General features: G+C 62.3%; 18 protein-coding genes. 8 read left to right on the top strand and 10 right to left on the bottom strand.

Going from position 1 to position 21,436, the window contains the following annotated elements:
• Window positions 1–21: 21 nt before the first annotated feature.
• From AC1ECK_RS06135 to ptsP, 3 genes are read right to left on the bottom strand one after another with little or no spacing between them, the layout of a single operon-like run.
• Window positions 22–1,848, bottom strand: coding sequence for a PTS fructose-like transporter subunit IIB (locus AC1ECK_RS06135; protein ID WP_480316944.1), 1,827 nt, complete (start codon window positions 1,846–1,848; stop codon window positions 22–24).
• Window positions 1,849–1,855: 7 nt separating this feature from the next.
• Window positions 1,856–2,923 carry a 1-phosphofructokinase family hexose kinase gene (locus AC1ECK_RS06130; protein WP_480316942.1) on the bottom strand — a complete coding sequence of 356 codons (1,068 nt, stop codon included), beginning with the start codon at window positions 2,921–2,923 and terminating at the stop codon, window positions 1,856–1,858.
• Window positions 2,920–5,424, bottom strand: coding sequence for a phosphoenolpyruvate--protein phosphotransferase (gene ptsP, locus AC1ECK_RS06125; RefSeq protein WP_480316940.1), 2,505 nt, complete (start codon window positions 5,422–5,424; stop codon window positions 2,920–2,922). Before ptsP ends, AC1ECK_RS06130 begins: the two co-directional genes overlap by 4 nt.
• Window positions 5,425–5,648: 224 nt before the next feature.
• On the opposite strand from ptsP, the gene AC1ECK_RS06120 reads away from it, so the two are divergent.
• Window positions 5,649–6,659: a LacI family DNA-binding transcriptional regulator gene (locus tag AC1ECK_RS06120; protein ID WP_480316938.1), complete on the top strand. Its 1,011-nt coding sequence runs from the start codon at window positions 5,649–5,651 to the stop codon at window positions 6,657–6,659.
• 9 nt (window positions 6,660–6,668) lie between these two features.
• On the opposite strand, the gene AC1ECK_RS06115 is transcribed toward AC1ECK_RS06120, so the two are convergent.
• The gene (locus AC1ECK_RS06115; RefSeq protein ID WP_480316936.1) at window positions 6,669–7,541 is read right to left on the bottom strand and encodes an oxidoreductase; all 873 of its coding nucleotides are present in this window, start codon (window positions 7,539–7,541) and stop codon (window positions 6,669–6,671) included.
• 628 nt (window positions 7,542–8,169) lie between these two features.
• On the opposite strand from AC1ECK_RS06115, the gene AC1ECK_RS06110 reads away from it, so the two are divergent.
• A complete protein-coding gene (locus AC1ECK_RS06110; RefSeq protein ID WP_480316934.1) occupies window positions 8,170–9,387 on the top strand; it encodes an NAD(P)/FAD-dependent oxidoreductase in 1,218 nt (405 codons plus the stop codon).
• Between the two features lie 247 nt (window positions 9,388–9,634).
• Here AC1ECK_RS06110 and AC1ECK_RS06105 read toward each other — a convergent pair whose 3' ends face one another.
• Window positions 9,635–10,228 (bottom strand): TetR/AcrR family transcriptional regulator, encoded by a 594-nt coding sequence (locus AC1ECK_RS06105; protein WP_480316932.1) that lies wholly within the window; start codon window positions 10,226–10,228, stop codon window positions 9,635–9,637.
• Window positions 10,229–10,335: 107 nt separating this feature from the next.
• Here AC1ECK_RS06105 and AC1ECK_RS06100 point away from each other — a divergent pair, with 107 nt between their 5' ends.
• Window positions 10,336–11,034: a glutathione S-transferase gene (locus AC1ECK_RS06100; RefSeq protein WP_480316930.1), complete on the top strand. Its 699-nt coding sequence runs from the start codon at window positions 10,336–10,338 to the stop codon at window positions 11,032–11,034.
• Window positions 11,035–11,149: 115 nt separating this feature from the next.
• Window positions 11,150–12,613 carry an aldehyde dehydrogenase family protein gene (locus AC1ECK_RS06095; RefSeq protein ID WP_480316928.1) on the top strand — a complete coding sequence of 488 codons (1,464 nt, stop codon included), beginning with the start codon at window positions 11,150–11,152 and terminating at the stop codon, window positions 12,611–12,613.
• Between the two features lie 150 nt (window positions 12,614–12,763).
• Here AC1ECK_RS06095 and AC1ECK_RS06090 read toward each other — a convergent pair whose 3' ends face one another.
• A complete protein-coding gene (locus tag AC1ECK_RS06090) occupies window positions 12,764–13,285 on the bottom strand; it encodes a DUF2867 domain-containing protein (RefSeq protein ID WP_480316926.1) in 522 nt (173 codons plus the stop codon).
• Window positions 13,286–13,463: 178 nt separating this feature from the next.
• Window positions 13,464–14,159 carry a TetR/AcrR family transcriptional regulator gene (locus tag AC1ECK_RS06085; protein ID WP_480316924.1) on the bottom strand — a complete coding sequence of 232 codons (696 nt, stop codon included), beginning with the start codon at window positions 14,157–14,159 and terminating at the stop codon, window positions 13,464–13,466.
• Window positions 14,160–14,349: 190 nt separating this feature from the next.
• Here AC1ECK_RS06085 and AC1ECK_RS06080 point away from each other — a divergent pair, with 190 nt between their 5' ends.
• Entirely contained in the window at window positions 14,350–15,480 is a 1,131-nt protein-coding gene (locus tag AC1ECK_RS06080; RefSeq protein WP_480317343.1) for an alpha/beta fold hydrolase, read from the top strand.
• A gap of 688 nt (window positions 15,481–16,168) precedes the next feature.
• On the opposite strand, the gene AC1ECK_RS06075 is transcribed toward AC1ECK_RS06080, so the two are convergent.
• Window positions 16,169–17,068 (bottom strand): AraC family transcriptional regulator, encoded by a 900-nt coding sequence (locus tag AC1ECK_RS06075; RefSeq protein ID WP_480316922.1) that lies wholly within the window; start codon window positions 17,066–17,068, stop codon window positions 16,169–16,171.
• A 173-nt stretch (window positions 17,069–17,241) separates the two neighbouring features.
• On the opposite strand from AC1ECK_RS06075, the gene AC1ECK_RS06070 reads away from it, so the two are divergent.
• Window positions 17,242–18,195 (top strand): aldo/keto reductase, encoded by a 954-nt coding sequence (locus AC1ECK_RS06070; RefSeq protein ID WP_480316920.1) that lies wholly within the window; start codon window positions 17,242–17,244, stop codon window positions 18,193–18,195.
• A gap of 265 nt (window positions 18,196–18,460) precedes the next feature.
• Here the strand turns inward: AC1ECK_RS06070 and AC1ECK_RS06065 are convergent, their stop codons facing one another.
• Window positions 18,461–18,643 carry a hypothetical protein gene (locus tag AC1ECK_RS06065; protein ID WP_480316918.1) on the bottom strand — a complete coding sequence of 61 codons (183 nt, stop codon included), beginning with the start codon at window positions 18,641–18,643 and terminating at the stop codon, window positions 18,461–18,463.
• A 168-nt stretch (window positions 18,644–18,811) separates the two neighbouring features.
• Here AC1ECK_RS06065 and AC1ECK_RS06060 point away from each other — a divergent pair, with 168 nt between their 5' ends.
• Both AC1ECK_RS06060 and AC1ECK_RS06055 read left to right on the top strand, forming a co-directional pair.
• Window positions 18,812–19,717, top strand: a complete 906-nt coding sequence (locus tag AC1ECK_RS06060) for a CmcJ/NvfI family oxidoreductase (RefSeq protein WP_480316916.1) — start codon at window positions 18,812–18,814, stop codon at window positions 19,715–19,717.
• Between the two features lie 13 nt (window positions 19,718–19,730).
• Window positions 19,731–20,360 carry a DsbA family protein gene (locus AC1ECK_RS06055; protein WP_480316914.1) on the top strand — a complete coding sequence of 210 codons (630 nt, stop codon included), beginning with the start codon at window positions 19,731–19,733 and terminating at the stop codon, window positions 20,358–20,360.
• Window positions 20,361–20,378: 18 nt separating this feature from the next.
• Here AC1ECK_RS06055 and AC1ECK_RS06050 read toward each other — a convergent pair whose 3' ends face one another.
• Window positions 20,379–21,290: a LysR substrate-binding domain-containing protein gene (locus AC1ECK_RS06050; protein ID WP_480316912.1), complete on the bottom strand. Its 912-nt coding sequence runs from the start codon at window positions 21,288–21,290 to the stop codon at window positions 20,379–20,381.
• Window positions 21,291–21,436: the final 146 nt, after the last annotated feature.

Below are 21,436 nucleotides of genomic sequence, written 5' to 3'. Positions count from 1 at the left end.
GGTGCCGGAGTCAACTTGGGTTTAGGCTGAAGCCGCAGCGGCGGTTGCGCCGAGCGGGCGCTTCAGCAAGCCGACCGCCACAGCGGTGACGAGCGTGCCGACCGCAATCGCCACCACGTACATGCCCAGATGCGTGACCGCATTCGGAATCGGCAGCACGAAAATGCCACCGTGAGGCACCTTCAGTTCGACGCCTGCAGCCATCGAAATCGCCCCCGTAATCGCGGAGCCCACCACGCATGCTGGAATGATCCGCATCGGGTCGCGCGCTGCAAACGGAATGGCGCCTTCGGTAATGAACGCCATGCCGAGCACCGCTGCCGCATTGCCGGCTTCGCGTTCGTCCAGCACGAAGCGGTTGCGGAAGATCCAGGTGGCCAGCGCGATGCCGAGCGGCGGCGTCATGCCCGCAGCCATCGCGGCGGCCATCGGCGTGTACACCTGGCTTGCGATCAACCCCGTGCTGAACGCGTACGCCGCCTTGTTGACCGGGCCGCCCATGTCGAAGGCCATCATCGCGCCGAGCAGCAGGCCGAGCGTCACGGCGCTGCCGGTCTGCATCGAGCGCAGCCAGTTTTCCAGACCGTGCAGTGCGCTGGCCACCGGCGTGCCGACTACGTAGATCATCAACAGACCGACCACCAGGGTCGACACCAGCGGAATGATCAGGACCGGCTTGAGGCCTTCGAGGTTGCGGTGCAGCTTGAGCTTGCGGCTGATCAGGAGTGCGGTGTAACCGGCAAGGAAGCCGGAGATGATGCCGCCGAGAAAGCCGGCGCCCAGGCTCGCGGCGAGCATGCCGCCCACCATGCCGGGCGTGATGCCGGGCCGGTCGGCGATCGAATACGCGATATACCCCGAGAGCACCGGCACGATCAGTGCAAAGGCGGACTTCGCGCCGATCTGGAACAGCGCCCACGCGAGCGTGTCTTTATGCGCGTCGTCGAAGGCATAGATGCCGCCGAGCGCAAACGAAATGGCGATCAGCAGGCCGCCCGCGACGACGAACGGCAGCATGAACGACACGCCCGTCATCAGATGGCGGTACGGGCCGGACGACTTCGCCGAGCGCTGCTTCTTGGCCGCCGCAACCTGATCGGCCAGCGCCGCGCCTGCCATGCCGGATTGCTGCGATCCGGCCGGCGTGCCGTTGCCGGCGCCGCCTTCGACGACCGCTTCGGCGATGGCCCGTTCGATCAGCGCCGCGCCTTTGCCGATAGCGCCCTTGGTGCCGGTTTCATAGAGACGCTTGCCGCGAAAGCGGCTCTTGTCGACCTGGGTATCGGCGGCGATCACCACGAGATCGGCCGCGGCGATCTGTGCGTCGCTCAAGCGGTTTTGTGCGCCGACCGAGCCTTGGGTTTCCACATGAATCTCATGGCCGAGTGACTTCGCGCCTTGCGCGAGGCCTTCGGCGGCCATGAAGGTGTGCGCGATGCCGGTCGGACACGAGGTGATGGCCACGATCTTCAGCGTACGCGGCGTCGTGTCCGCAAGGGCGGATGCCGCAGCCGACGCCGCTTCCGCCTGCGTGGCCGCGCTGCTTCCTGCCACGCGCGCCAGCACCGCATCGGCTTCGCGGATCGCGTCGTCGAGCGACACGCGATGAATCGTCTTGCCCGCAAACGGCGTTTCGTCGACCTCGGCACCGGCGTCGGCGGCAATCAGCACGCTGTGCGCCGCGGCGATTTGCTCGACGGTGAGCGGATCCTGCACGCCGAGCGCGCTACGCGTTTCGACGGCGAGGGTGGCGCCGCGTTTTTGCGCGGCGCGGCCCAGCGCTTGTGCGGCGACGGCCGGCGTTGCGCTGTGTTGTGGGGACGACACCAGTCCAATCAGCTTGTCCATGACTCTCTCAGGTGGGTACGGCTTGGTGTGGGGTGACGCGCCGCGCATCCGCGGCGACGCTGAAGGTGACCACCTGGACCCGTGCGGCGAGCGCGTCGAGAGTCGGGTGATCCGGCAGATGAGGGCCGACGCGCGCGAGCTTGCCCGCGGCAAAGGCGGTGGCGCGTTGACCGAGTTCCTGCCATGGGCGCGCTTCGACGAGGCTCGCAATCAGTCCGGCTACGAGCGCGTCGCCCGCGCCGACGGTGCTCGCCACCGGCACATGCAGCGGCGCGGCGTGCCAGCCCGCGTATCCGCCCGCGTTGCCGGAAGTGGACGCGGCGTTCAGGGCGTCCGACGCGGGCAATGCGCTTGAGGCGCGCGTGACGCCCAATGCGCCGCGCTCGCCCAGCGACACCACGACGTGCGCAATGCCGCGCTCCACCAGTTCGCAGGCCGCGTGGACCAGCATATCGTCGTCGGCGAAGGTACGGCCAAGTGCCGCTTCCAGTTCGGCCCGGTTCGGTTTGATCAGGTCCGGCAACTCTTCGGCTTCGGCGGCGGCGAGCGCGTCGGCGAGCGGCGCGCCGCTCGTATCGAGCGCAACACTCGCACCGGCCGCATGCAAGGCCCGCGTGACACGACGGTAAAAGGACACCTCGACGCCCGGCGGCAGGCTGCCCGCCAGCACAAACCAGCGGCCCGGCGCGGCTAGCTCGACGATGCGCTGCTGCAGCGCCTCCACATCGGCCGCATTCGGCCGCGAGGTGGCCAGATTGATGTCGGTGGTTTGGTGGCGGGCGGTATCCACCAACTTCACGTTGATGCGCGGACGCCCGGCAATGCGCACGAAGCGGTCCACGATCTTCTTCTCGGCGAACATCGCATCGAATGCAGCGGCATCGTCCGAGCCGAGCAGGCCCGTGGCGATGGTCTCGAAGCCGTAGTCGGCGAGGCAGCCGGCCACGTTGACGCCCTTGCCGCCGGCATTGAATTCGAGCGAGGCGGCGAGGTTCACTTCGCCGAGGGCCAGATTTTCGACGCACACGGTTTGATCGAGCGCCGGATTTGGCGTGACAGTCACAACGGTGTTCATGCGGCGGCCTTGATCTCAGCGTTGTCGAGCGCCCGCACGGCTTCGACGTCTTCGCAATCGAGCGCGCACCGGGCCAGCGCCTGCAAGGCATCGAGGCGCGCGCCGCGCAGCCGCGTCTTCACGGCGGGGATATCGCGCGCGCTCATCGACAGTTCATCGACGCCGAGACCCGCGAGTATCGACGCGCCGAGCGGATCGCCCGCCAGGCCGCCGCACACGCCGACCCACTTGCGATGGCGCCGCGCGCCGTCGACGGTCTGCTTGATCATGCGCAGCACGGCCGGATGCAGGCTCTCGGCCATACGCGCGAGTTCCGGATGCTCGCGGTCCACGGCGAGCACGTATTGCGTCAGGTCGTTGGTGCCGATCGAGAAGAAGTCGACCAGCGCCGCGAAGTGATCCGCGAACGCAGCGGCCGAGGGCGTCTCGACCATGATGCCGAGCGGCACCTTGGGCGCGTCGAGTTCGGCGCGCACGGTTTCCGCGAGAGCGATGGCCTGGCGGGCTTCGTCGAGCGTCGAGACCATCGGGAACATGATCCACAGCGGGCCTTCCTTCGCGGCGCGATACAGGGCGCGCAACTGCGGCACGAACAGGTCGGGGCGGCGCAGGCACAGCCGCACGCCGCGCACGCCGAGAAACGGATTTGATTCGTGCGGCAGGTTCAGATAGGACACCTGCTTGTCGCCGCCAATATCGAGCGTACGAATGATCAATTGACGCCCACCGCTCGCTTCGATCATGCGGCGGTAGGTGTCGTATTGCTCATCCTCGCTCGGCGCGTCGTGGCGTTCGAGGAACAGGAACTCGGTGCGCATCAGGCCGACGCCGTCCGCGCCGTTGGCGATGGCGTCGCGTACCTGCTCCGGACGCGTGATGTTCGCGCCGATCTCGAGCACGTGGCCATCGAGTGTCGCCGCGGGCAGCGCGCGATTGGCCGCGGCGCGCTCGGCCTGCTCGGCAAGTTGCAGTTGCATTTGCCTTGCGCGCTCGCGGTCGTGCGCCGACACGCCGACATACAGGCGCCCCGAGGTGCCGTCGAGCACCGCTTCGCTGCCGTCGGCGATCTGCATCAGCCCCGCGCCGCAGGCGACGGCGGCAGGCACGCCGAGCGTGCGGGCGAGGATCGCGGTATGCGAGGTCGGGCCGCCGGACACCGTGCAAAAGCCCAGCGTCACAGCCGGGTCGAGCATCGCGGTGTCGGACGGCGTGAGGTCTTCGGCAATCAGGATGGCGGGCGCGTCGAGGCGCGTTTCTGCGGCGACGTTTTCGCCGAGATGTTTCAGCACGCGCCGCGCGACGTCGCGCAGGTCGGTGGCGCGCGAAGCGAGCAGCGGATCGGGCAAGGCGGCGAGGCGTGCAGCCTGTTGCTCGGCCGCCTGATGCCACGACCAGGCCACGCCGTGGCCGTCGAGCAGCAGGCGTGCGGCGTGGCCCAGCAATGCGGAATCGTTCAGCAGTTCACGATGCGCGGCGAAGATCTCGCCCTCTGCGGCGCCTAGGTGCGCCGAGGTTTCACGGGTGAGCGTTTCGAGTTCGCTCGCGGTGTTGCGCAGCGCCTCGTCGAGTCGATGGGTGGCCTCGACGGTATCGCCGGGCTGGTCCCGAATCTCCAGTTGCGTGGCCCGCAGCACGCGCACCCGGCCAAGCGAGAAACCCGGCCCCGCGCTGACGCCTTCGAACACGTCGGCCGGATCCTTCGGTGTCCACAGCACCGGCTGTGCCTTCTGACGGCGGGCGCGGGCCGCCGCGGCGCGCTCGTGCTCCTCGGCCGAGAGCGCCTCGATGGTCCGCTTCAGGGCCGCGAGCGCATCGCTCGCGTCGACGCCCTGGGCGGACAGCACGAGCCGCGCATTCGCGGTCGCGCCGAGCTGCAGCAGGCTGACGAGGTTCTTCGGATCGGCGGCGATCTCGCCGTTGCGCACCCGCAAGGCAGCCTGATAGCGCTTCGAGGTGGCCACCCAGGCGCTCGCGGGCCGGGCATGCAATCCGTGCGGGTAGTCGAGCACCAGCTCGACGCGCTGTTCGAAGTCGGCCGGCGTGGTGTTGATTACGCTAACGCGCGGCTCGGCCGAGCCATTCAATGCGTTGACCAGAATTTGCGGCTCGCGTGCTTCGACCAGCAAGCGCAGTTGCTGCGGATCGCCGATCAGACGCGTCAGACGCTGCAGCAGCGCGATGTGCTCGTCGGACTGCGCGGCAATCGCGACCACCAGGTTGGCGCGCTCGCCGTCGTGCCATTCGACGCCTTCGGGCAATTGCAGCACCGCCACACCCGTGCGGCGGATCAGGTGACGGTCCTCCTGCATGCCGTGCGGAATCGCGACGCCGTTGCCGAGATAGGTGTTCGAGACTTTCTCGCGGCCGTGCAGGCTCTCGAGATAGCCGGGCTCGATAAAACCCGCAGCGGCCAGCAACTCGCCGGCCTGGACGATCGCGTCGTGTTTCGAGCTGGCGCGGGCGTTGAGTCGGACCAACTCTGCGGTAAGCAGCGACGGCATTGCGTCTCCTGGATCGAATCGTTAAAGTGATCGTATTGGAATCGATACCACATTGAGAGTCAAGCTTTGGCCGTTCTGGAGAAATTCGCTGAGAACGGCACAAAGCCAGGTAGAATGGTCCGGGAAGGCCGCGCCTCAAGTGTTCGGCGTCGGATGGCCACAGCTCAGGCAAAAGCGGAATCCAGGGAAAATACCGATCGGTTTAAGGAATCGATACCACTTTCATGAATCTACGAATCAAGGATGTTGCCCAGGCGGCAGGGGTGTCGGTCACCACGGTCTCGCGCGTGCTGTCGAATAACGGCCCGGTGCGCGATACGGTCCGCCAGCGCGTACTGGGCGCCATCGAGCAGTTGGGCTACCGGCCCAACGCGGCCGCACGCCGGCTGCGTTCGGGAGACACCGCGACCATCGGCCTGATCGTCTCGGACGTGCGCAACCCCTTCTTTACCGAGGTCAGCCGCGCGGTGGAAGACGCCGCGTATCAGCAAGGCTTGCGCGTGATCCTCTGCAACACCGACGAGAACCCCGAGAAAGAAGCCATGTATCTGCGGCTGATGGAGGAGGAGCGCGTGACCGGTGTGATCTATTCGCCCACGCACGATGCGGCGCAGCGTTTCAAGGCTCAGGCCTACGACTTTCCGGTGGTGATGATCGACCGTGCCGCGCCGGCAGGCAGCGCGGATGCGGTGGTGCTCGACAATCGCGATGCCTCGGCGCGGCTGGTCGAGCATCTGGTCGAGCGCGGCTACCGGCGCATTGCCGGCCTGTTCGGCAATGCCAGTACCACCGGGCGCGAGCGCCATGAAGGCTTTATGGATGCGCTGCGCCGGCATGATCTGCCGGCGCAGGCCGAGTTTGTCGAGCCGAACCCGGAAAGCGCGCTGGTGCATGTCGGCGCTTGGCTCGCAGGCGAGCCCGCCGCGCGGCCCGATGCGATCGTGGCGAGCAACGGCTTGCTGCTGCTCGGCGCCTATCGGGCCATGCGGGTGCGCAGCACCACGCCTTTGGCTGAAGTCGCGCTGGCCGGCTTCGACAACGATGCGTGGACCGAACTCGTGTCGCCGGGCGTCACGGTGATTGCACAGCCCGTCTATGAGATCGGCAAGAACGCGATGCAGTTGCTGACGCAACGACTGGCCGATCCGTCCATGTCGACGCGCACGCTCGTCTTACCGGGCGAACTGGTGATACGCGGCTCGACTGAGCGGCGGGCGGTGCCGGCGGGCGGGTAGCTCGCCGGATCACAGGGGCACGGTTGTGCCCTTCGTGCCTTCCGGGAAGTCCGCTCCTAACGTGGTGGCCTCCCACGTGTCGAAGTCCTTGCGCAACAAGTCGAGCTTCTTGTGCGCCAGTTCGAGCGCGGTTTTGCCGAGTAGCAGACGCAGCGGCGGCGTGTCGGAGAGCGCGGCGTCGATGATGGCCTGCGCGGCGCGCACCGGATCGCCGGCCTGGTTGCCGCTGCGCGCGGCAGTCTGCTTGCGGCGCTCGCCCGCGGTGGCTGCATAGTCCTCGATCTGCGTCGCCGATTGTTTGATAGACGACCCCGCCCAGTTGGTGCGGAACGGGCCGGGCTCGACGATCAGCACGTCGATGCCGAGCGGCTTGACCTCCGTCGCCAGCGATTCGGAAATGCCTTCCACCGCGTATTTGGTGCCGTGGTAATAGCCGGTCGCCGCAAAGCTGGTGAGGCCGCCAATCGACGATACGTTGACAATCAGCCCGCTGCGCTGCTTGCGCATGATGGGCAGCACTGCCTTGGCCATGTCGACGAGGCCGAACACATTGGCCTCGAACATCTCGCGCACGGCCTCGTCTTCGCCTTCCTCGATGGCGGCCAGGTAGCCGTAGCCGGCATTATTGACGAGTACGTCGATGCGGCCGAAGTGCTCCTGAGCCTGCGCTACGGCTGCCTCGACCTGCGCGTGCTTCGTGACGTCGAGCGGCAACACGAGCGCCCGCCCGGCGTGACCTTCGGCGAGGTCCACCACCTTCGACGGGTCGCGCGCGGTGACTACCGCACGCCAGCCGCGTTCCAGCACCAGTTTCGCCAGTTCGCGGCCGAAGCCTGTGGAACAGCCGGTGATCAGCCAAACGGGGTTGTCTCGATTCATCATTTGGGAAACTCCTGTTCGTTTTGCAACGGTAAGGGGAGTCGATGCGCCGGGCAACGCTGCGCGTTGCGGTGGGCGCACGGGTGACGGTTGCTAATAGCACGCCTGGCCGGTCTGGTTCATCTTCGCCGCATGCTGCGGGAGGCCGGACGTTGCCTGATTCCGCAGGGCGCGTCGAGTGGCTGCAAGCGCGAGAAGGGGGCGTGCGCGGCTCGAGAGTTATCTGAACGGCAAGTTAGCTAGTTGATTGTCGCTGATCTGGTGATTTCGTGTGAGGACGGTGCCATGCGGCGGGGATTGCGGTGCGGGGGAGGGCGCGCTAGCGCGGCTAGCCTGCCATGACGAACGCAGCTAGATGCTGCGCGGGAGGAACAAGTGAGTGTCTGGTTCGCGCCCTGCTACAAAAGAGATAGCCCGGTGGCTGACCACAAATCAATGCTTGCAGAAATAGACCGGTTTGAGAAAAGACATCAGCATGATCGGGATATCGCATTCGACCAGATGTATGGGCACGAGTTTTCTCCCGTGCCGTGGGGCTCGCGGCCGCTTTCTTCTTTGTTCCGAGGTATACCATGGGTCAAGCGCCCTTCGCCTGACGGCTCGAGCGGCGTGATAGACAGGAGAAGCAGCGATGGTCGAATTCGCAGATGTGATCGTCATTGGCTCTGGCGGGCTTGGCGCGGCGACAGCCTACTATCTGACAAAGCGGGGCACCCACCGGGTCGCGCTGCTCGAGCGGCTCGAAATCGGCTCACAAACCTCTCCGCGAGCGGCTGGCATGGTCAGTTGCATGCGCAAGAGTGACTTGATGGTCGACCTGATCAAGCTGGCGGCTGCCAAGATCAGGCAATTTTCTGCGGACACCGGTCAGCCTCTGGATTGGGTGCAGTCGGGCAGCCTCAAGGTCGCGCGGCGACCGGTCGACGCCGAGGTCATTCAGGAAGACATCCTGCGTGGCCGGCGCCACGGCCTGGACGTGGAGGAACTCTCCCTCGACGCGGCACACCGGCTCAACCCGTTTCTTCAAACGACGGGGGTCGTTGCGGTAATGCGCGTCGGCGACGACATGTATTTCAATCCCGCCCAACTGGCCGTCGGCTTCGCTCGTGCTGCGCAAGCAAACGGTGCAGTGTTACTGCCGAACACTGCGGTTACGCGCATCCTGATTTCGGACGGCGAGGTGAGCGGGGTCGACACCACATGCGGTCGCATACGGGCTCCTATCGTCGTCGACGCAGCCGGCGCCTGGACGCGACAAATCGCTGAAGCCAGCGGAATTCGAGTACCTCTTGTTACGACAGCGCAGCAATTGTTCGTTACCGAGCCAGTGTCTGATGCCCGAGCCGAATTGCCGATGATCCGAATTATGGATGCCGCGGTGTATATGAGACCTTGCGACGGCGGATTTCTCTGGGGAGTCTACGAGGAAAATCCGAGATTCTTCGACATGAGTGGCTTCGACGCCAACTTTGACATCAAGGATCTGTCGCTCGATGCCAAGGTTCTCTGGCACTACGCTCGGGATGTAGAAGCCCAGCTTCCGGTCCTTCTGAAGGCCGGGGTCCGCGAGCACCGTGGTGGGCTGCCAACGATGACGGCCGATGGCCAGCACATCGTCGGACCCGCGCCCGCAATTCGCGGGTTTTACTTCGCGAGCGGTTGCAATGTCGCGGGACTCTCCATTGCGCCGGCACTGGGGGAAGCGCTTGCCGCGTGGATCGTCGACGGTGCACCCCCTATTGATCTGGGGCCTCTTTCGATAGGCAGATTTGGAAGCGGCCCGTGGCCCGACGACGAGTTGATAAGGCAGGCTGCGTGGCAGTACCGTCATTTCTACGGTGCGAGATGACTTAAACATCGACGTATTCCAGCCAACCAGAAGGATATACGGCACTCCAGCTCATCAGTGGGAATATGATTCACGCCGATAACCGGGAAGGCGCGCAGGCGCTCCTGCAACTTTGGAAGCGGTTCATCTGTTCACCGTCACCACCCCTTGTTCAACCAATGGAAGCAGTTCGCGAATCTTCACGCAAGAGCCGCCCGGCTGCAGCAACAATGCGGAGTGAGGGTGTATCACGCAATTCACAAGCGTGCTAGGCAGGAAGTAGACCGGCAGCACGATAGCCGTCGATCAATGTGTCGTAGATGGAGACGTCCGAACGGCTCCTCGCAATGAGCTGTGCGCCAGCTACGGCGGCGAAGATAGCGCGAGCCCGTTGATCACTTCGTTTTGAATCAACAACCTTCGCCGCTGAGAGAGCGTTGCTCAGCCAGGCAATCTGCACCTCAGCAAAGGTTCGGACTTCTTTCATCACTTCATCAGGAAGGTCATCGCTTTCGGCAGCCATGAAGCTGCACAGGCAGATGCGATTTGCGTTTTCCAGCGCCTTGCGAAAGGTTTCGGGATAGCGGTGCAGGCAGTGCAACGGGTCCGAGGATTCTGCCTGCAGGGCTTCAAGAACCGCTGCCGAGTCCTCCCAATAGCGTCGTGCCACCGCTGCACCGAGGTCAGCCTTGTTCGTGAAGTGGTGATAGATGCTGGCGGGTCTGATACCAACGTCTTCCGCGAGATCCCGAAAATTCAGCCCACTGTAGCCGTGGGCCTGAGCAATCTTCGTGGCCGCCGCAAGGATCCGCTCCCTGGAGCTTGTGTTCGATTCGTTCCTCACTTGTAAGATTCTCCGCATCGACTATTCAGTGTTGACAGCCCGGATTGTAGCGCATATTGTAAACCTAACGAACGTTAGCTAGATAGAGTGCGTTCGTCACAACCCAATTGCAGAAGGAAAGCCAAATGAGTGCTATTGCAACGAGCATCGATGACAATCGGTTGTCGACGACGACGATTTATGACTTCCCGCAAGGGCCGTATCCGACGCGTGTTCGCATTGCGTTGGCGGAAAAGAACCTGGAATCGCGAGTGCAGTTCGTGACGGTCGATCTGTACGCGGGCGAGCACAAAAAGCCCGAGTTCATTGCGAGCAAGAACTACTCGGGAACGCTGCCGGTGCTTGAACTCGATGACGGAACCTGCATTGCCGAGTGCACGGCCATCACGGAGTACCTTGACGGACTTGATGGGACGCCGACCCTGACCGGTAGGGCGCCGCTCGAAAAAGGCTTGATCCACATGATGAGCAAGCGTGCCGAACTGGAACTGCTCGACGCAATAAGCGTGTATTTCCATCACGGGACGCCTGGGCTGGGGCCGCAGGTCGAGCTGTACCAGAACCCCGAATGGGGATTCAGGCAGCGCGACAAGGCCCTGCGCGGGATGCATTACTTCGATACTGTTCTCCGAAACCAGCCGTACGTTGCGGGCAACGAATTTTCGATGGCCGACATCACCGTAATCGGTGGCCTGGTCTTCGCTTCTATCGTCAAGCTAGAAGTACCAGCTGAGTGCACCGCGCTGCTGGCGTGGTACGGAAGAATGCAGGAGCGGCCCAGCGTAAGCGCCCAGCCGGCGTTTTCCGTAGTAGCGGCTGAATGAAAAAATTTCATCTTTCTAAATCTAAGCACTCCTACCAAGCGCCGAAGATTCCGCTTATCCGTTGCGGGCATTCGCGCCAGCGGCATCTCAGCGTCCATACATCGGAGAACAATTCATGTCTGCACTACCTCAAGCAGCTCAGTCCGTTGACATTTTCCACGGCCCGTATTACCTCAGCATCGCTGGTAATCTTGTGCAGTCGCAAGAAAACTTTGACGTAATTAACCCGGCTACTGGTGAAGCATTCGCCGTGGCTCCAGCAGCCTCAGCGGAGCAGCTTGAAGAAGCCGTCACAGCGGCCAGGCATGCGTTCAAAGCCTGGTCAGCGCTTGGCTACGACGGGCGCCAGAAATACCTCGACGCCTACGCCGATGCACTCGAAGTACATCGGGATGAACTGTCACGCCTGCTGACCCTTGAACAGGGGAAGCCGCTGAAGACCATGGCGGAGCCGGAGGTCGATCAGTCCATCGCGTGGATTCGTCAGATTGCCGCCCGTCGAATACCGATCGAGGTCGTCGAGGAGACCGAAGAACACATTGTCGAGCTGCACCATACGCCGCTCGGTGTGATCGGTGCCATCACACCGTGGAATTTCCCGGTGCTGCTTGCACTTTGGAAGGTGGCGCCTGCGCTGATTACTGGCAACACCATGGTGATCAAGCCTTCGCCCTTTACTCCGTTATCCGCACTGCGCTTTGGACAGATTGCGCAATCCGTCCTGCCGCCAGGCGTGCTGTCGGTTGTTTCGGGTGGCAATGAACTTGGCCCGCTGCTGACAAATCATCCCGACATCGCCAAGATCAGTTTCACAGGTTCTACAGAGACGGGAAAGCACGTGTTGCGCGCTGCTGCTGGGACCGTGAAGCGCGTCACGCTCGAGTTGGGCGGTAACGACGCGGCGATTGTGCTCCCCGACGCGGACTACAAATCGATCATCCCCCAACTGTTTTGGGGGGCTATCGGAAACTCAGGCCAGTGGTGTGTCGGCATCAAGCGTCTCTACGTTCATCGATCATTCCATCCCGACTTCGTAAAGACGTTCGTTGACTATGCCCGCCAACAAAAGCTTGGCAACGGGCTCGATCCTGAGGTTACGATCGGACCAGTGCAGAACAGGATGCAGTACGAGAAGGTGAAAGATTTTCTCGAGGACATCAAGGCTAACGGCCAGAAGGTTGTTCTTGGTGGGAACGTCAACGAAAGCCGCCCCGGCTACTTTATTCCAGTTACGGTTGTCGACAACCCACCGGAGAACGCGAAAATCGTACAGGAGGAGCAGTTCGGCCCCATAGTACCCATCATCGCCTACGACGATGTCGACGATGTAATCGATCGCGCCAATAACAGCCCGTTTGGCCTCGGCGGCTCGGTCTGGGGCCGCGATACCCAGGCCGCAGTTGCAGTAGCGAACCGTCTGGAAACGGGAATGGTCTGGGTGAACGAGATCCATACCCAGGGCGTCGACATTCCGTTCGGCGGGCACAAGCAATCGGGCCTCGGTACGGAACATGGTGCTGAAGGTCGTCAACTCTTTACCAACCCGAAGACGGTGTTGATAAGGAAAACCATCAGGTAGCCATGAGTGTCTGCTAATGAAGGGGCGAGCGCGTGACTGATCAGGTGGAAATGGATAGCTACGCCTGGTCCTGGCCGTTCTCAGGAACCCGCGACTTCGAGCGTCTGGCCATCTATGGCCCGCTGGAAGGAGCGTTGATCGGAATCGCTGCTACCGGCCGGGCCATCCGAGCTTCTGTGCCCGGTCGAGCGAGGCTCGCACGACGAGGCGATGGAAAGGAGCGATAAGGCCAAGATAGGCCCGACCCAGCAGACGATTGTAGAAGACAAGCGTAGTGACTATCAGTCGCTGGGGCCGGTCCTCAGATGCAGGCTGCACGAGGACCGACACGCGGAAATCAAGATGTGTGTCGTCCTCGCCCAGAATGATCTCGTCTTCATGCCGTTCGAAAACGCGGAAAATACTTAGCCGGTCGCCCTTCGCGACTTTCAGATTGACCGCTCTTTTAAGGCCGAATGGCCATACGGCAATGTCGCGAACTCCCAGCAGCATCGCGATCCACCGGGGTTGCCCTGCAAAGATGTATCGAGCGAGAGACTCTGCGTCGTTGGAGGCAGTCGCTGGCAGGTCCACCGCGAACGCGTCGATAAAATCAGCCTTGAGGTACGACCGGCTCAGCCGTGAGTTCGCCGGCAGGCCGACCTCTTCGGCGTTTTTCAAGTTAGCCTGCATGCCCATTCTCCATGCGTTCAAGTTGCCCGGCTGCCTCAGCGTGACCCAAGCGAACGCAGTCGAGAGCATTAGCGTGACATCTTCCTGCTTAAGCCGAAGCCAAACTGATTGTGGCGGGCCCGCAATAGACGATGCTAAGACACTCATCCGGCGGTTGGGCGTCTGCGAAAGGAAATTCTTAAAGGCCGACGCTCTTCACAGGATGATCGGTGCCAATTTCATCCGACCGTGAACATCGGACCGGATCGCCCTCGGGGGCAGCGCACCTTTGGACACTAACATCTTCCAGTGCGTTGAACACAGCCGGCGTGCGTTCCAGGCGGGCGATCGTTCGGGCGCCTTCGAGGGCGGCGACCAACGCAGCTGCGGTAGAGGAGGCGCGCGCGGGAGTGAAACCGCACCCCCTGAAATGCTTCGCAACAATCTCGGTCGAATCAGCAAATCCGCGTGCTACCCGCTTGGTCAGCTCAGCGTCGAGCGCAGGCAGTTCATTCGCCAGATTTTGCATCAGACATCCATATTGGAAATCAGAGGCAACCATTTCGGCCGCGAATGTGCCGAAAATCTGTTGAACAAAACTCAGAGCGTCGCCCTCTGTATTGGCCGAGATATTCTGCAATACAGCAATTCTGCTCGCAACGTAATGATCGATTGCTTCTTCTGCTAGCTGAGTCTTTCCGCGTGGAAAGTGAAAATAAAACGATCCTTTAGGCGCGCCGCTTTCTTCAAGGATCTGGGTCAATCCAGTCGCAGTGTAGCCTTGGATGCGAAATAGTCGTTCGGCCGTAGCAATCGCGCGACCGCGGGCGTCAGTCTTTCGTGTCATGGCGAGAACGTACCACGTTTCGCTTGACGTTACTATGGCGATCACCATATATTGGACTCTAGCGATGTCCCTCTCCCAAAATAAGCCATCGGCGTCCCGACGAGCCGTCTTGGCGATGGGCGCGGCCAGTCTGTTTGCGGCTTTATTTCGACCGGTCCGTGCAAACCCCACAGGAGGAACTGATTTGGCCACATCAACATATGCCGAAGGAACGCTTCCCAAGGGGGTCCGCTCGCGCATGGTCCATGGGGTCAACGGCCTCGATGTTCATATTCTCGAAGCCGGTTACGAGAGCCCCGGTCGGCCGCTCGCGCTGCTTCTGCACGGTTTTCCGGATTTGGCTTACGGCTGGCGACACCTCATCCCAATCCTAGCTGACGCCGGCTACCATGTTGTGGCACCCGACCAGCGGGGTTTTGGCCGCACCATCGGTTGGGTGAACGACTATGACGCCCAGCTAGCGCCCTTCAGTCTCTTGAATATGACGCGCGACGCCCTCGGATTGGTTTTGGCGTTGGGGTATCGGCGTACGGCAATGCTTGTCGGGCACGACCTCGGCTCGCCCGTGGCGGCCTATTGTGCGCTGGCCCGACCTGACGTCTTTCCCTCGGTAGTGCTGATGAGCGCACCGTTCCCCGGTCCGCCGACGCTTCCCTTCAACATCGCGGAAAGCGAGGTATCGGCGGTTCAACCGAACACTGGCAACCAAAAGTTAGCGGCCGCGCTGGCGGCGCTCGACCCGCCGAGAGAGCATTACCAGCAATACCTGAGTACACGGGAGGCGAACCACGACATGTGGCACCCCCCTCAAGGCTTACACGCGTTTCTTCGTGCATTTTTTTACGTCAAGAGCGCCGACTGGCCGGGAAACAGGCCGCATCCGTTGAAGGCGCTAACCGCCGCAGAATTTGCACAGATGCCCACCTATTACGTCATGAATCTCGGCAAGACGATGCCCGAGACCGTCGCTCCATTCCAACCGTCCCCCACCGAGGTCCAGGCCTGCAAATGGCTCACCGAGCCGGAACTTGGGGTGTACACGCGGGAGTATGGCCGCACGGGGTTTCAAGGCGCTCTGCAGGCTTATCGCGTCTTTTCCGATCCTGACCTGAATGCTGAGTTGCGCCTGTTTTCGGGCAAGACGATCGATGTCCCGTCGCTTTTCATTGGCGGGAAGAGCGATTGGGGCACTTATTCGGCGCCGGGCGCGCTCGATCTCATGAGGACGAAGGCGGCGACGAGAATGGGGGGCATCGAGCTGATCGACGGCGCCGGTCACTGGATCCAACAGGAGCAGCCGGTTCGGCTCAGCGAACTCCTGCTTGCCTTCATCAAGGAAGTGGGCGGGCCGGATCACATCAGCGGTTAGGATGGGGAATGGCTATCGTTGCTCCTGGAAATATCGCCCGGCTTCCCGAGCACCGTCCCATCAGGTCCGTCACGTTTCAGTGAAGCGCTTTGGGTTGGCTGGTCCAGGTCTGGCATGAGCTTCCAGCTCCGCTGCCCTCGATCGGGGAGTGATACACGCTCCCCGATGTTAAACGACGCCTCGGGGCTAGACGCACTTAGCGAACGAAAGACGTTCTACACCGGACACCTCCGTCCGTGACTTCGACGTTCAGACGGCGGTACCATTCATCAAGCCGCCATTGCCTGGACGAGCCGCGCGCACCTTCATCGGGCTGCTTACAGGGCGGCTTACATATCAGAGTCGGCAGCCGGTATTTTTCTTTTGCCGCTATGTCGAGCCATTCCTTTTCGCGTCATAAGAGGCTGATTTTTTCGAGCCAGAGTCCAGAGGTCGGCATTTGCTGGTGGCCAGCCGGGCGATTACCCTGATGTCGCCGGGCTGACGCTGGCAATGGTGACCGGTGTGCCGCTGGGCAGCTTGATCGGCAACGATCTGGTTTGCTCCCGCCGTTCTTCGCCATTGCACTACTGTCTGCTTTGGCGTGGCTGGCGACTGCGTCGTGGGTGCCGACTTTGCCTACGCCTGTGGCGGGACGTGCGAGGGCATGTCTTTAAAGCATTGACGTGCGTAAATCGGAAACAAGAACTCAAGTGACCACTGCTAAACCCGGCGAAGCGCGCAGGCGTGCTATGTCACGAGCCGGCGGTTCTCCAAAGTGGCGTCGATATTCGCGCGTGAATTGCGAGGGGCTTTCGTAGCCCACGCAGAAGGCTGCAGTCCTGGCGTCGATGTCCTGCACCAGCATCAAGCTGCGGGCCTCCTGGAGCCTGAGTTGCTTCTGGAATTGCAGCGGCGTCATCGCCGTCACACGGCGAAAACGTTCGTGCAGGCTCGAAGGACTCATTCCAACTTCCGCAGCAAGCCTCTCGATGCTGAATCTTTCCCGGAAGTTCTGCGCGATCCAGGCGATGGCGCGGCCGACGTGAGCCACCCGACCCTGGCTGGAGGTGATGTGGCGCATCCTGGCACCATCGGGGCCGGCGAGCAGGCGATAGAGAATTTCCTGCTCGGCAAGCGGCCCGAGCACAGGCACCGCTGCTGGTTCGTCGAGCAGGCGCAGCAGGTGCAGCGCCGCGTCGAGCAGACTGTTGCCGGCGGGGGAAACCGTCTTGCCTATCGACAGAGAGGGCGCTTCCGGCGGCGACGGCACACGCGACGTCAACTGCCCCAGCATGACGGGATCGAAATCGAGGTACAGGCAGAGATAGGGCTTGTCAGGCGTCGCCTCCATCACCTGGCCCGTCGCCGGCAGGTCGTGCGTGACGATCCCATAGCGGCCCGGTGCATATCTGAACACCCGGTCGCCCAGCGTGACCTCCTTTTGTCCCTGCACGACGAGGCATAGTTGCGGCCGGTAAACATTCGGCATTGGCATCGTCACCGTGGAGGATCGCACAAGCGTCACACGTTCGATGGGAGTGGCGTGGAATCCATCCTTCGAGGTATGCCGGGCAATCACGGCCGCGATTTCGGTCAGTTTTTCCATGAATTGGACCATCGCACGGGGCGCGGGAGGGTGGCAATGCGAACCCGCAGATTCTGGAGGATTGGGCAGTAATCTTGGTGAATCGGGCTAACGGCCCAGCCTCGCCGCACATCACAATGTCTGCAGCGCCCAGGTCACAGCAAACCTGGCCGCGGAACAAGTATGGAGCGAACATGACAATCGATAAACTTAAGATTCCCACGGTCGCACTAGGCACCTGGGCGTGGGGCGACAGCGGCAAGACTGGCGACGGCTACTTCGGTAGCCGGCTGACTCAGGCGGGTTTGGAAGAAGTCGCAGACAAGGCGCATACGGCGGGCTTCACTCTGTGGGATACCGCGATGGTCTACGGTATGGGGCGTTCAGAGACCGTACTCGGGGAGGTGCTGAAACGCTACACTCGCAATGACTATCAGCTCTCCACGAAATTCACTCCACAGGCTGCGGCAACCAGCGACGATCCGGTAGCGGACATGCTGGAACAAAGTCTAACCCGCCTCGGTACTGACTACATTGATCTCTACTGGATTCACAATCCCGCCGATGTAGCGCGGTGGACTCCCCAACTGATCCCGTTGCTCGAAAATGGGAAGGTCAAACATGTCGGTGTTTCGAATCACAATCTGAGCGAAATCAAACTCGCCGACCAGATCTTAGGCGGTGCCGGGTTCCGGGTCGAAGCGATCCAGAACCACTATAGCCTCCTCTACCGCAGTTCCGAAGATACTGGCATCCTGGACTACTGCCGCAGCCAAGGCATCCCATTCTTCGCCTATATGGTGCTTGAACAGGGCGCCCTGAGTGGAAAGTACAGTCTGGAGAACCCGCTGCCGGAAGGCAGCAACCGGGCGGAAATTTACAATAGCATGCTGCCTCAACTGAAGGCGCTGACGGACAAGCTCACCTCGATCGGCCAGAGACAGGGTGCAGCAGCGCCCGATGTCGCGACAGCTTGGGCCATCGCCAAGGGCGCGACGCCGATCATTGGCGTCACCAAGTCCAACTACATTGATGGTCTGGTCCGAGCCACCAGCATGATGCTTTCCAGCGACGACATTGCAGAGCTGGAAACTCTCGCTGACGCCGCTAATGTAAACACTCGCGGCTGGTGGGAACAAGAGATGTAAGTCGACAGCTTCTACGCCTTGGGTCACCGATCCAAACAAATACGGTGGGCGATCATTTCGTTCTGTAGGAGTGGTCGCCTGTGACCGAGCGGGTTCTGATGGCAACTGCGACCGTTCAGGAACACAACTGGCGGCGCTCGCCCGCCCCGAAATCCTGGCAATGCTGAGCGTCACTGCGCCTGGTCACTCAAAACATCCAGTCCGGACGCCTGGCGCACGTAAAAATCCGTTCCTTGAATATCCCCTGACCAGGCAGGAGAAGCCATTAGCACAGCGCCAGCATGATCGTGGAAGACACGACGATGATGAGGAGGCCGGCTGCGGCCAGGAGGTCATATGGGTAGGCCATGATGGTATCCATACACGGATTGGACTGGTGAGCTAAATCATAGGCCGAACTAAACGGGATGTCTGTCAATAATTGCAAATTCGAGGCGTTGTGTGGCATTCGTGGATACCTGAAATTTCGCCTTCACATTCCATAAACTCATGTGAATCGCACCGAAATGTCGTTTGAGACATTCCTGCGGTTTCGCTTCAATGAATAGACGAGCAGTTCGACAAGCGCAGCGGCCGCGCTTGCGCCGACGCGAACTGCCCTCTATCTGGAGCGTCCATGCATACCTTCGCCGAATCGCCTTCCCACCCGCAGCGCGTCGCCAATGAATCATCCAGCCCAACCAGCCCTGACGACCCTCCCGCAGTCCTCGCAAGCCTGAGCTACCTGGCCCCCACTCACAAGCGACCGGTCAGCTACGCCTACGACCCGCCGCCGGGCGTCCCACGCGAAAACTGCGCCTACGACTCGCACGACATGCCGATTACCGACGCACGCGGTTTGCCGGAAGGCACTTCGATCGACCGTGAAGGCTTCGAACTCCGAGACGCGCCGAGCGCCGTCAAGGACTTCTTCGACGCCGAGGCGGTGCGCGCGGTCTACTATCACGAAGCGGCCGAACTCGCGCTGGCCGTGACCGGCGCCCAGCAGGCCTACGTATTCGACCATTTGGTGCGGCGGCGTGAACCGCAAGGCGCGGCGTTGACGTTCGGGCGCCGCGGCGAGGACGGCGTCGCGGCTGCCAACGGGCGCATCCATAACGACTACACGGAGGCCTCCGGGCGCAGCCGCCTGGGCCGCGTCCTGACCGACACGGTGTTGGCCGCGAAGGTGCGGCGCTACAGTATCGTCAACGTATGGCGTTCGATCAACGGACCGGTGCTGGACACGCCGCTTGCCGTCTGCGACGCACGCAGCGTGCTGGCAGCCGATCTGGTGAGCAGCGACGTGCTCTATCCGCGCCGCACCGGCGAAATCTACGTGGCCCACCATTCTGCGCTGCACCGCTGGGCATATTTCTCCGCGATGGACCGGCACGAGGCGCTGGTGTTCAAACAATACGACGCGCAGATCAGCGGCGTGGCGCGCTTCACGCTGCATGCGGCCTTCGATCATCCGCAGCGGCCCGCGGATGCGCCGCGCCGCGAGAGTATCGAATTGCGCTGTCTGGTCGTCTATGAGTGAAGGAGCCCGCCCAATGACAACACCTGTGCCTGTCCGAACCCCACGGACCGTGGATTTCTGGTTCGACTTCGGCAGTAACTACAGTTACCTGAGCGTGATGCGTATCGAGGCGCAAGCGGCCGTGCACCAGGTACGGGTTTGCTGGCGGCCGTTCCTGCTCGGTGCGGTGTTTCAGGCACTGGGCTACGAAACGTCGCCGTTCGTGCTGCAGAAAGAGAAGGGCGAGTATGTCTGGAAGGACATGGAGCGGCAGTGCAGAAAATATGCGCTGCCGTGGCGCAAGCCGACGGCCTTTCCAAGGCGCGCCCTGCTGCCCTTGCGGGTGGCTCTGCTGGGAGCCGAAGAACCCTGGATCGGCGCGTTCTGCCGCGCGGTGATGCTGCTGAACTTTTCGCAGGACGGCGAGATCGACTCGTTCGAGGCGATGAGCCAGGTGCTGATGCAGCTCGGGTTGCCCGCGCAACAGATCATTTCGGACGCGCTAAGCGATGACAACAAGCTGGAGCTACGCCGGCAGACCGAACAGGCGCGAGCGCAGGGTATCTTCGGCGCACCGACGTTCCTGGTTGGCGCGGAGATGTTCTGGGGCAACGACCGGCTGGACGACGCGCTGGCGTTTGCCGCAAGCGAGGCGGCGGGTTAAACGTCGACTAAGCGCCGATTAAGCGCCGCCCGCCTGCGCCTCGGCTTCGATCCATGCCGCGACCTGATGCACCTCGTCGCGCGCATGGTCGTCCGCATGAATCAGCCAGTACGCATAGGCTGTATCGCCCGATTGCAGCGCGGGCGCAAGCTGGATCAACTGCTGGGTCTCGAGCAGCGGCTGAATCAGTTCGAGCCGCCCGAGCGCAATGCCGTGGCCTGCGAGCGCTGCCTGGATCACCTGGTCGTACTGGTTGAAATGCAGGACGCCTTGCGGTTTCGCCTGCTGCAGTCCGTGCGCGGCCAGCCAGTCGCGCCACTGCAGCCACTGATGGCGAGCGTCGTCGAACTCCAGCAAAGCATGCTCCGCGATTGCACGTTCGGAGCGTAATGCCGTGATGCCCAGCGACGGATGCGCCACCGGCGCGATCGATTCGCCGAACAGCCGGATTGCCCCAGCGGGCGCAAGCGACGCCGCGGTGTAGCGAATCGCCAGATCGATGCCGTCGCGACGCAGGTCGACGAGACCGTTGTTGGCGCTGACCCGCACATCCACCCCGGGATGACGCTGCTGCAAACGGCTGAGCCGCGGCAGCAGCCACAGTCCGGTAAAGCCGATGCTGGCGCTCAAGGTGACCGGGCGCGGCACGCCGGCCGCGCTGATCTCGCCGAGCACATCCTGCATCTGTTGGACCACGCCATCCGCGCTGCGAAAGAGCCGCTCGCCTTCGGCGGTGAAGGTGATGGCGCGATGGCCGCGTACCAGCAGCGTGACGCCGAGCTGTTCTTCGAGCGCATGGATTTGCCGGCTGACCGCCGATTGGGTGACGCACAGATCCTGCGCGGCAAGCGTAATGCTCATGCGCCGCCCGACCGCGACAAAGCCACGAATCAGGTCCAGCGAGGGAAGGCGGACGAGTGGAATTGACATTCCTGAGGCGCATGTGAAGCACGAAGTGGACTAATTGGAGCATAGGCGCCGGCGCGGCGCAACGGGACCGGCGCATCGATTGGCGGAACCGGATCGGCGATCTTGTACAGCGACATGGCGCGAAGACATGAAGGCGGCGCGATCCG

The sequence above is a fragment of the Paraburkholderia sp. SSBN10T genome, assembly GCF_056619545.1.
This window is presented reverse-complemented; position numbering and strand designations above follow the sequence as displayed.

Coding starts and splice junctions, on each gene's coding strand:
- AC1ECK_RS06135 (WP_480316944.1), bottom strand. CDS start 1,848: ATGGACAAGCTGATTGGACTGGTGTCGTCCCCACAACACAGCGCAACG.
- AC1ECK_RS06130 (WP_480316942.1), bottom strand. CDS start 2,923: ATGAACACCGTTGTGACTGTCACGCCAAATCCGGCGCTCGATCAAACC.
- ptsP (WP_480316940.1), bottom strand. CDS start 5,424: ATGCCGTCGCTGCTTACCGCAGAGTTGGTCCGACTCAACGCCCGCGCC.
- AC1ECK_RS06120 (WP_480316938.1), top strand. CDS start 5,649: ATGAATCTACGAATCAAGGATGTTGCCCAGGCGGCAGGGGTGTCGGTC.
- AC1ECK_RS06115 (WP_480316936.1), bottom strand. CDS start 7,541: ATGATGAATCGAGACAACCCCGTTTGGCTGATCACCGGCTGTTCCACA.
- AC1ECK_RS06110 (WP_480316934.1), top strand. CDS start 8,170: ATGGTCGAATTCGCAGATGTGATCGTCATTGGCTCTGGCGGGCTTGGC.
- AC1ECK_RS06105 (WP_480316932.1), bottom strand. CDS start 10,228: ATGCGGAGAATCTTACAAGTGAGGAACGAATCGAACACAAGCTCCAGG.
- AC1ECK_RS06100 (WP_480316930.1), top strand. CDS start 10,336: ATGAGTGCTATTGCAACGAGCATCGATGACAATCGGTTGTCGACGACG.
- AC1ECK_RS06095 (WP_480316928.1), top strand. CDS start 11,150: ATGTCTGCACTACCTCAAGCAGCTCAGTCCGTTGACATTTTCCACGGC.
- AC1ECK_RS06090 (WP_480316926.1), bottom strand. CDS start 13,285: ATGCAGGCTAACTTGAAAAACGCCGAAGAGGTCGGCCTGCCGGCGAAC.
- AC1ECK_RS06085 (WP_480316924.1), bottom strand. CDS start 14,159: ATGGTGATCGCCATAGTAACGTCAAGCGAAACGTGGTACGTTCTCGCC.
- AC1ECK_RS06080 (WP_480317343.1), top strand. CDS start 14,350: ATGGTCCATGGGGTCAACGGCCTCGATGTTCATATTCTCGAAGCCGGT.
- AC1ECK_RS06075 (WP_480316922.1), bottom strand. CDS start 17,068: ATGGAAAAACTGACCGAAATCGCGGCCGTGATTGCCCGGCATACCTCG.
- AC1ECK_RS06070 (WP_480316920.1), top strand. CDS start 17,242: ATGACAATCGATAAACTTAAGATTCCCACGGTCGCACTAGGCACCTGG.
- AC1ECK_RS06065 (WP_480316918.1), bottom strand. CDS start 18,643: ATGCCACACAACGCCTCGAATTTGCAATTATTGACAGACATCCCGTTT.
- AC1ECK_RS06060 (WP_480316916.1), top strand. CDS start 18,812: ATGCATACCTTCGCCGAATCGCCTTCCCACCCGCAGCGCGTCGCCAAT.
- AC1ECK_RS06055 (WP_480316914.1), top strand. CDS start 19,731: ATGACAACACCTGTGCCTGTCCGAACCCCACGGACCGTGGATTTCTGG.
- AC1ECK_RS06050 (WP_480316912.1), bottom strand. CDS start 21,290: ATGTCAATTCCACTCGTCCGCCTTCCCTCGCTGGACCTGATTCGTGGC.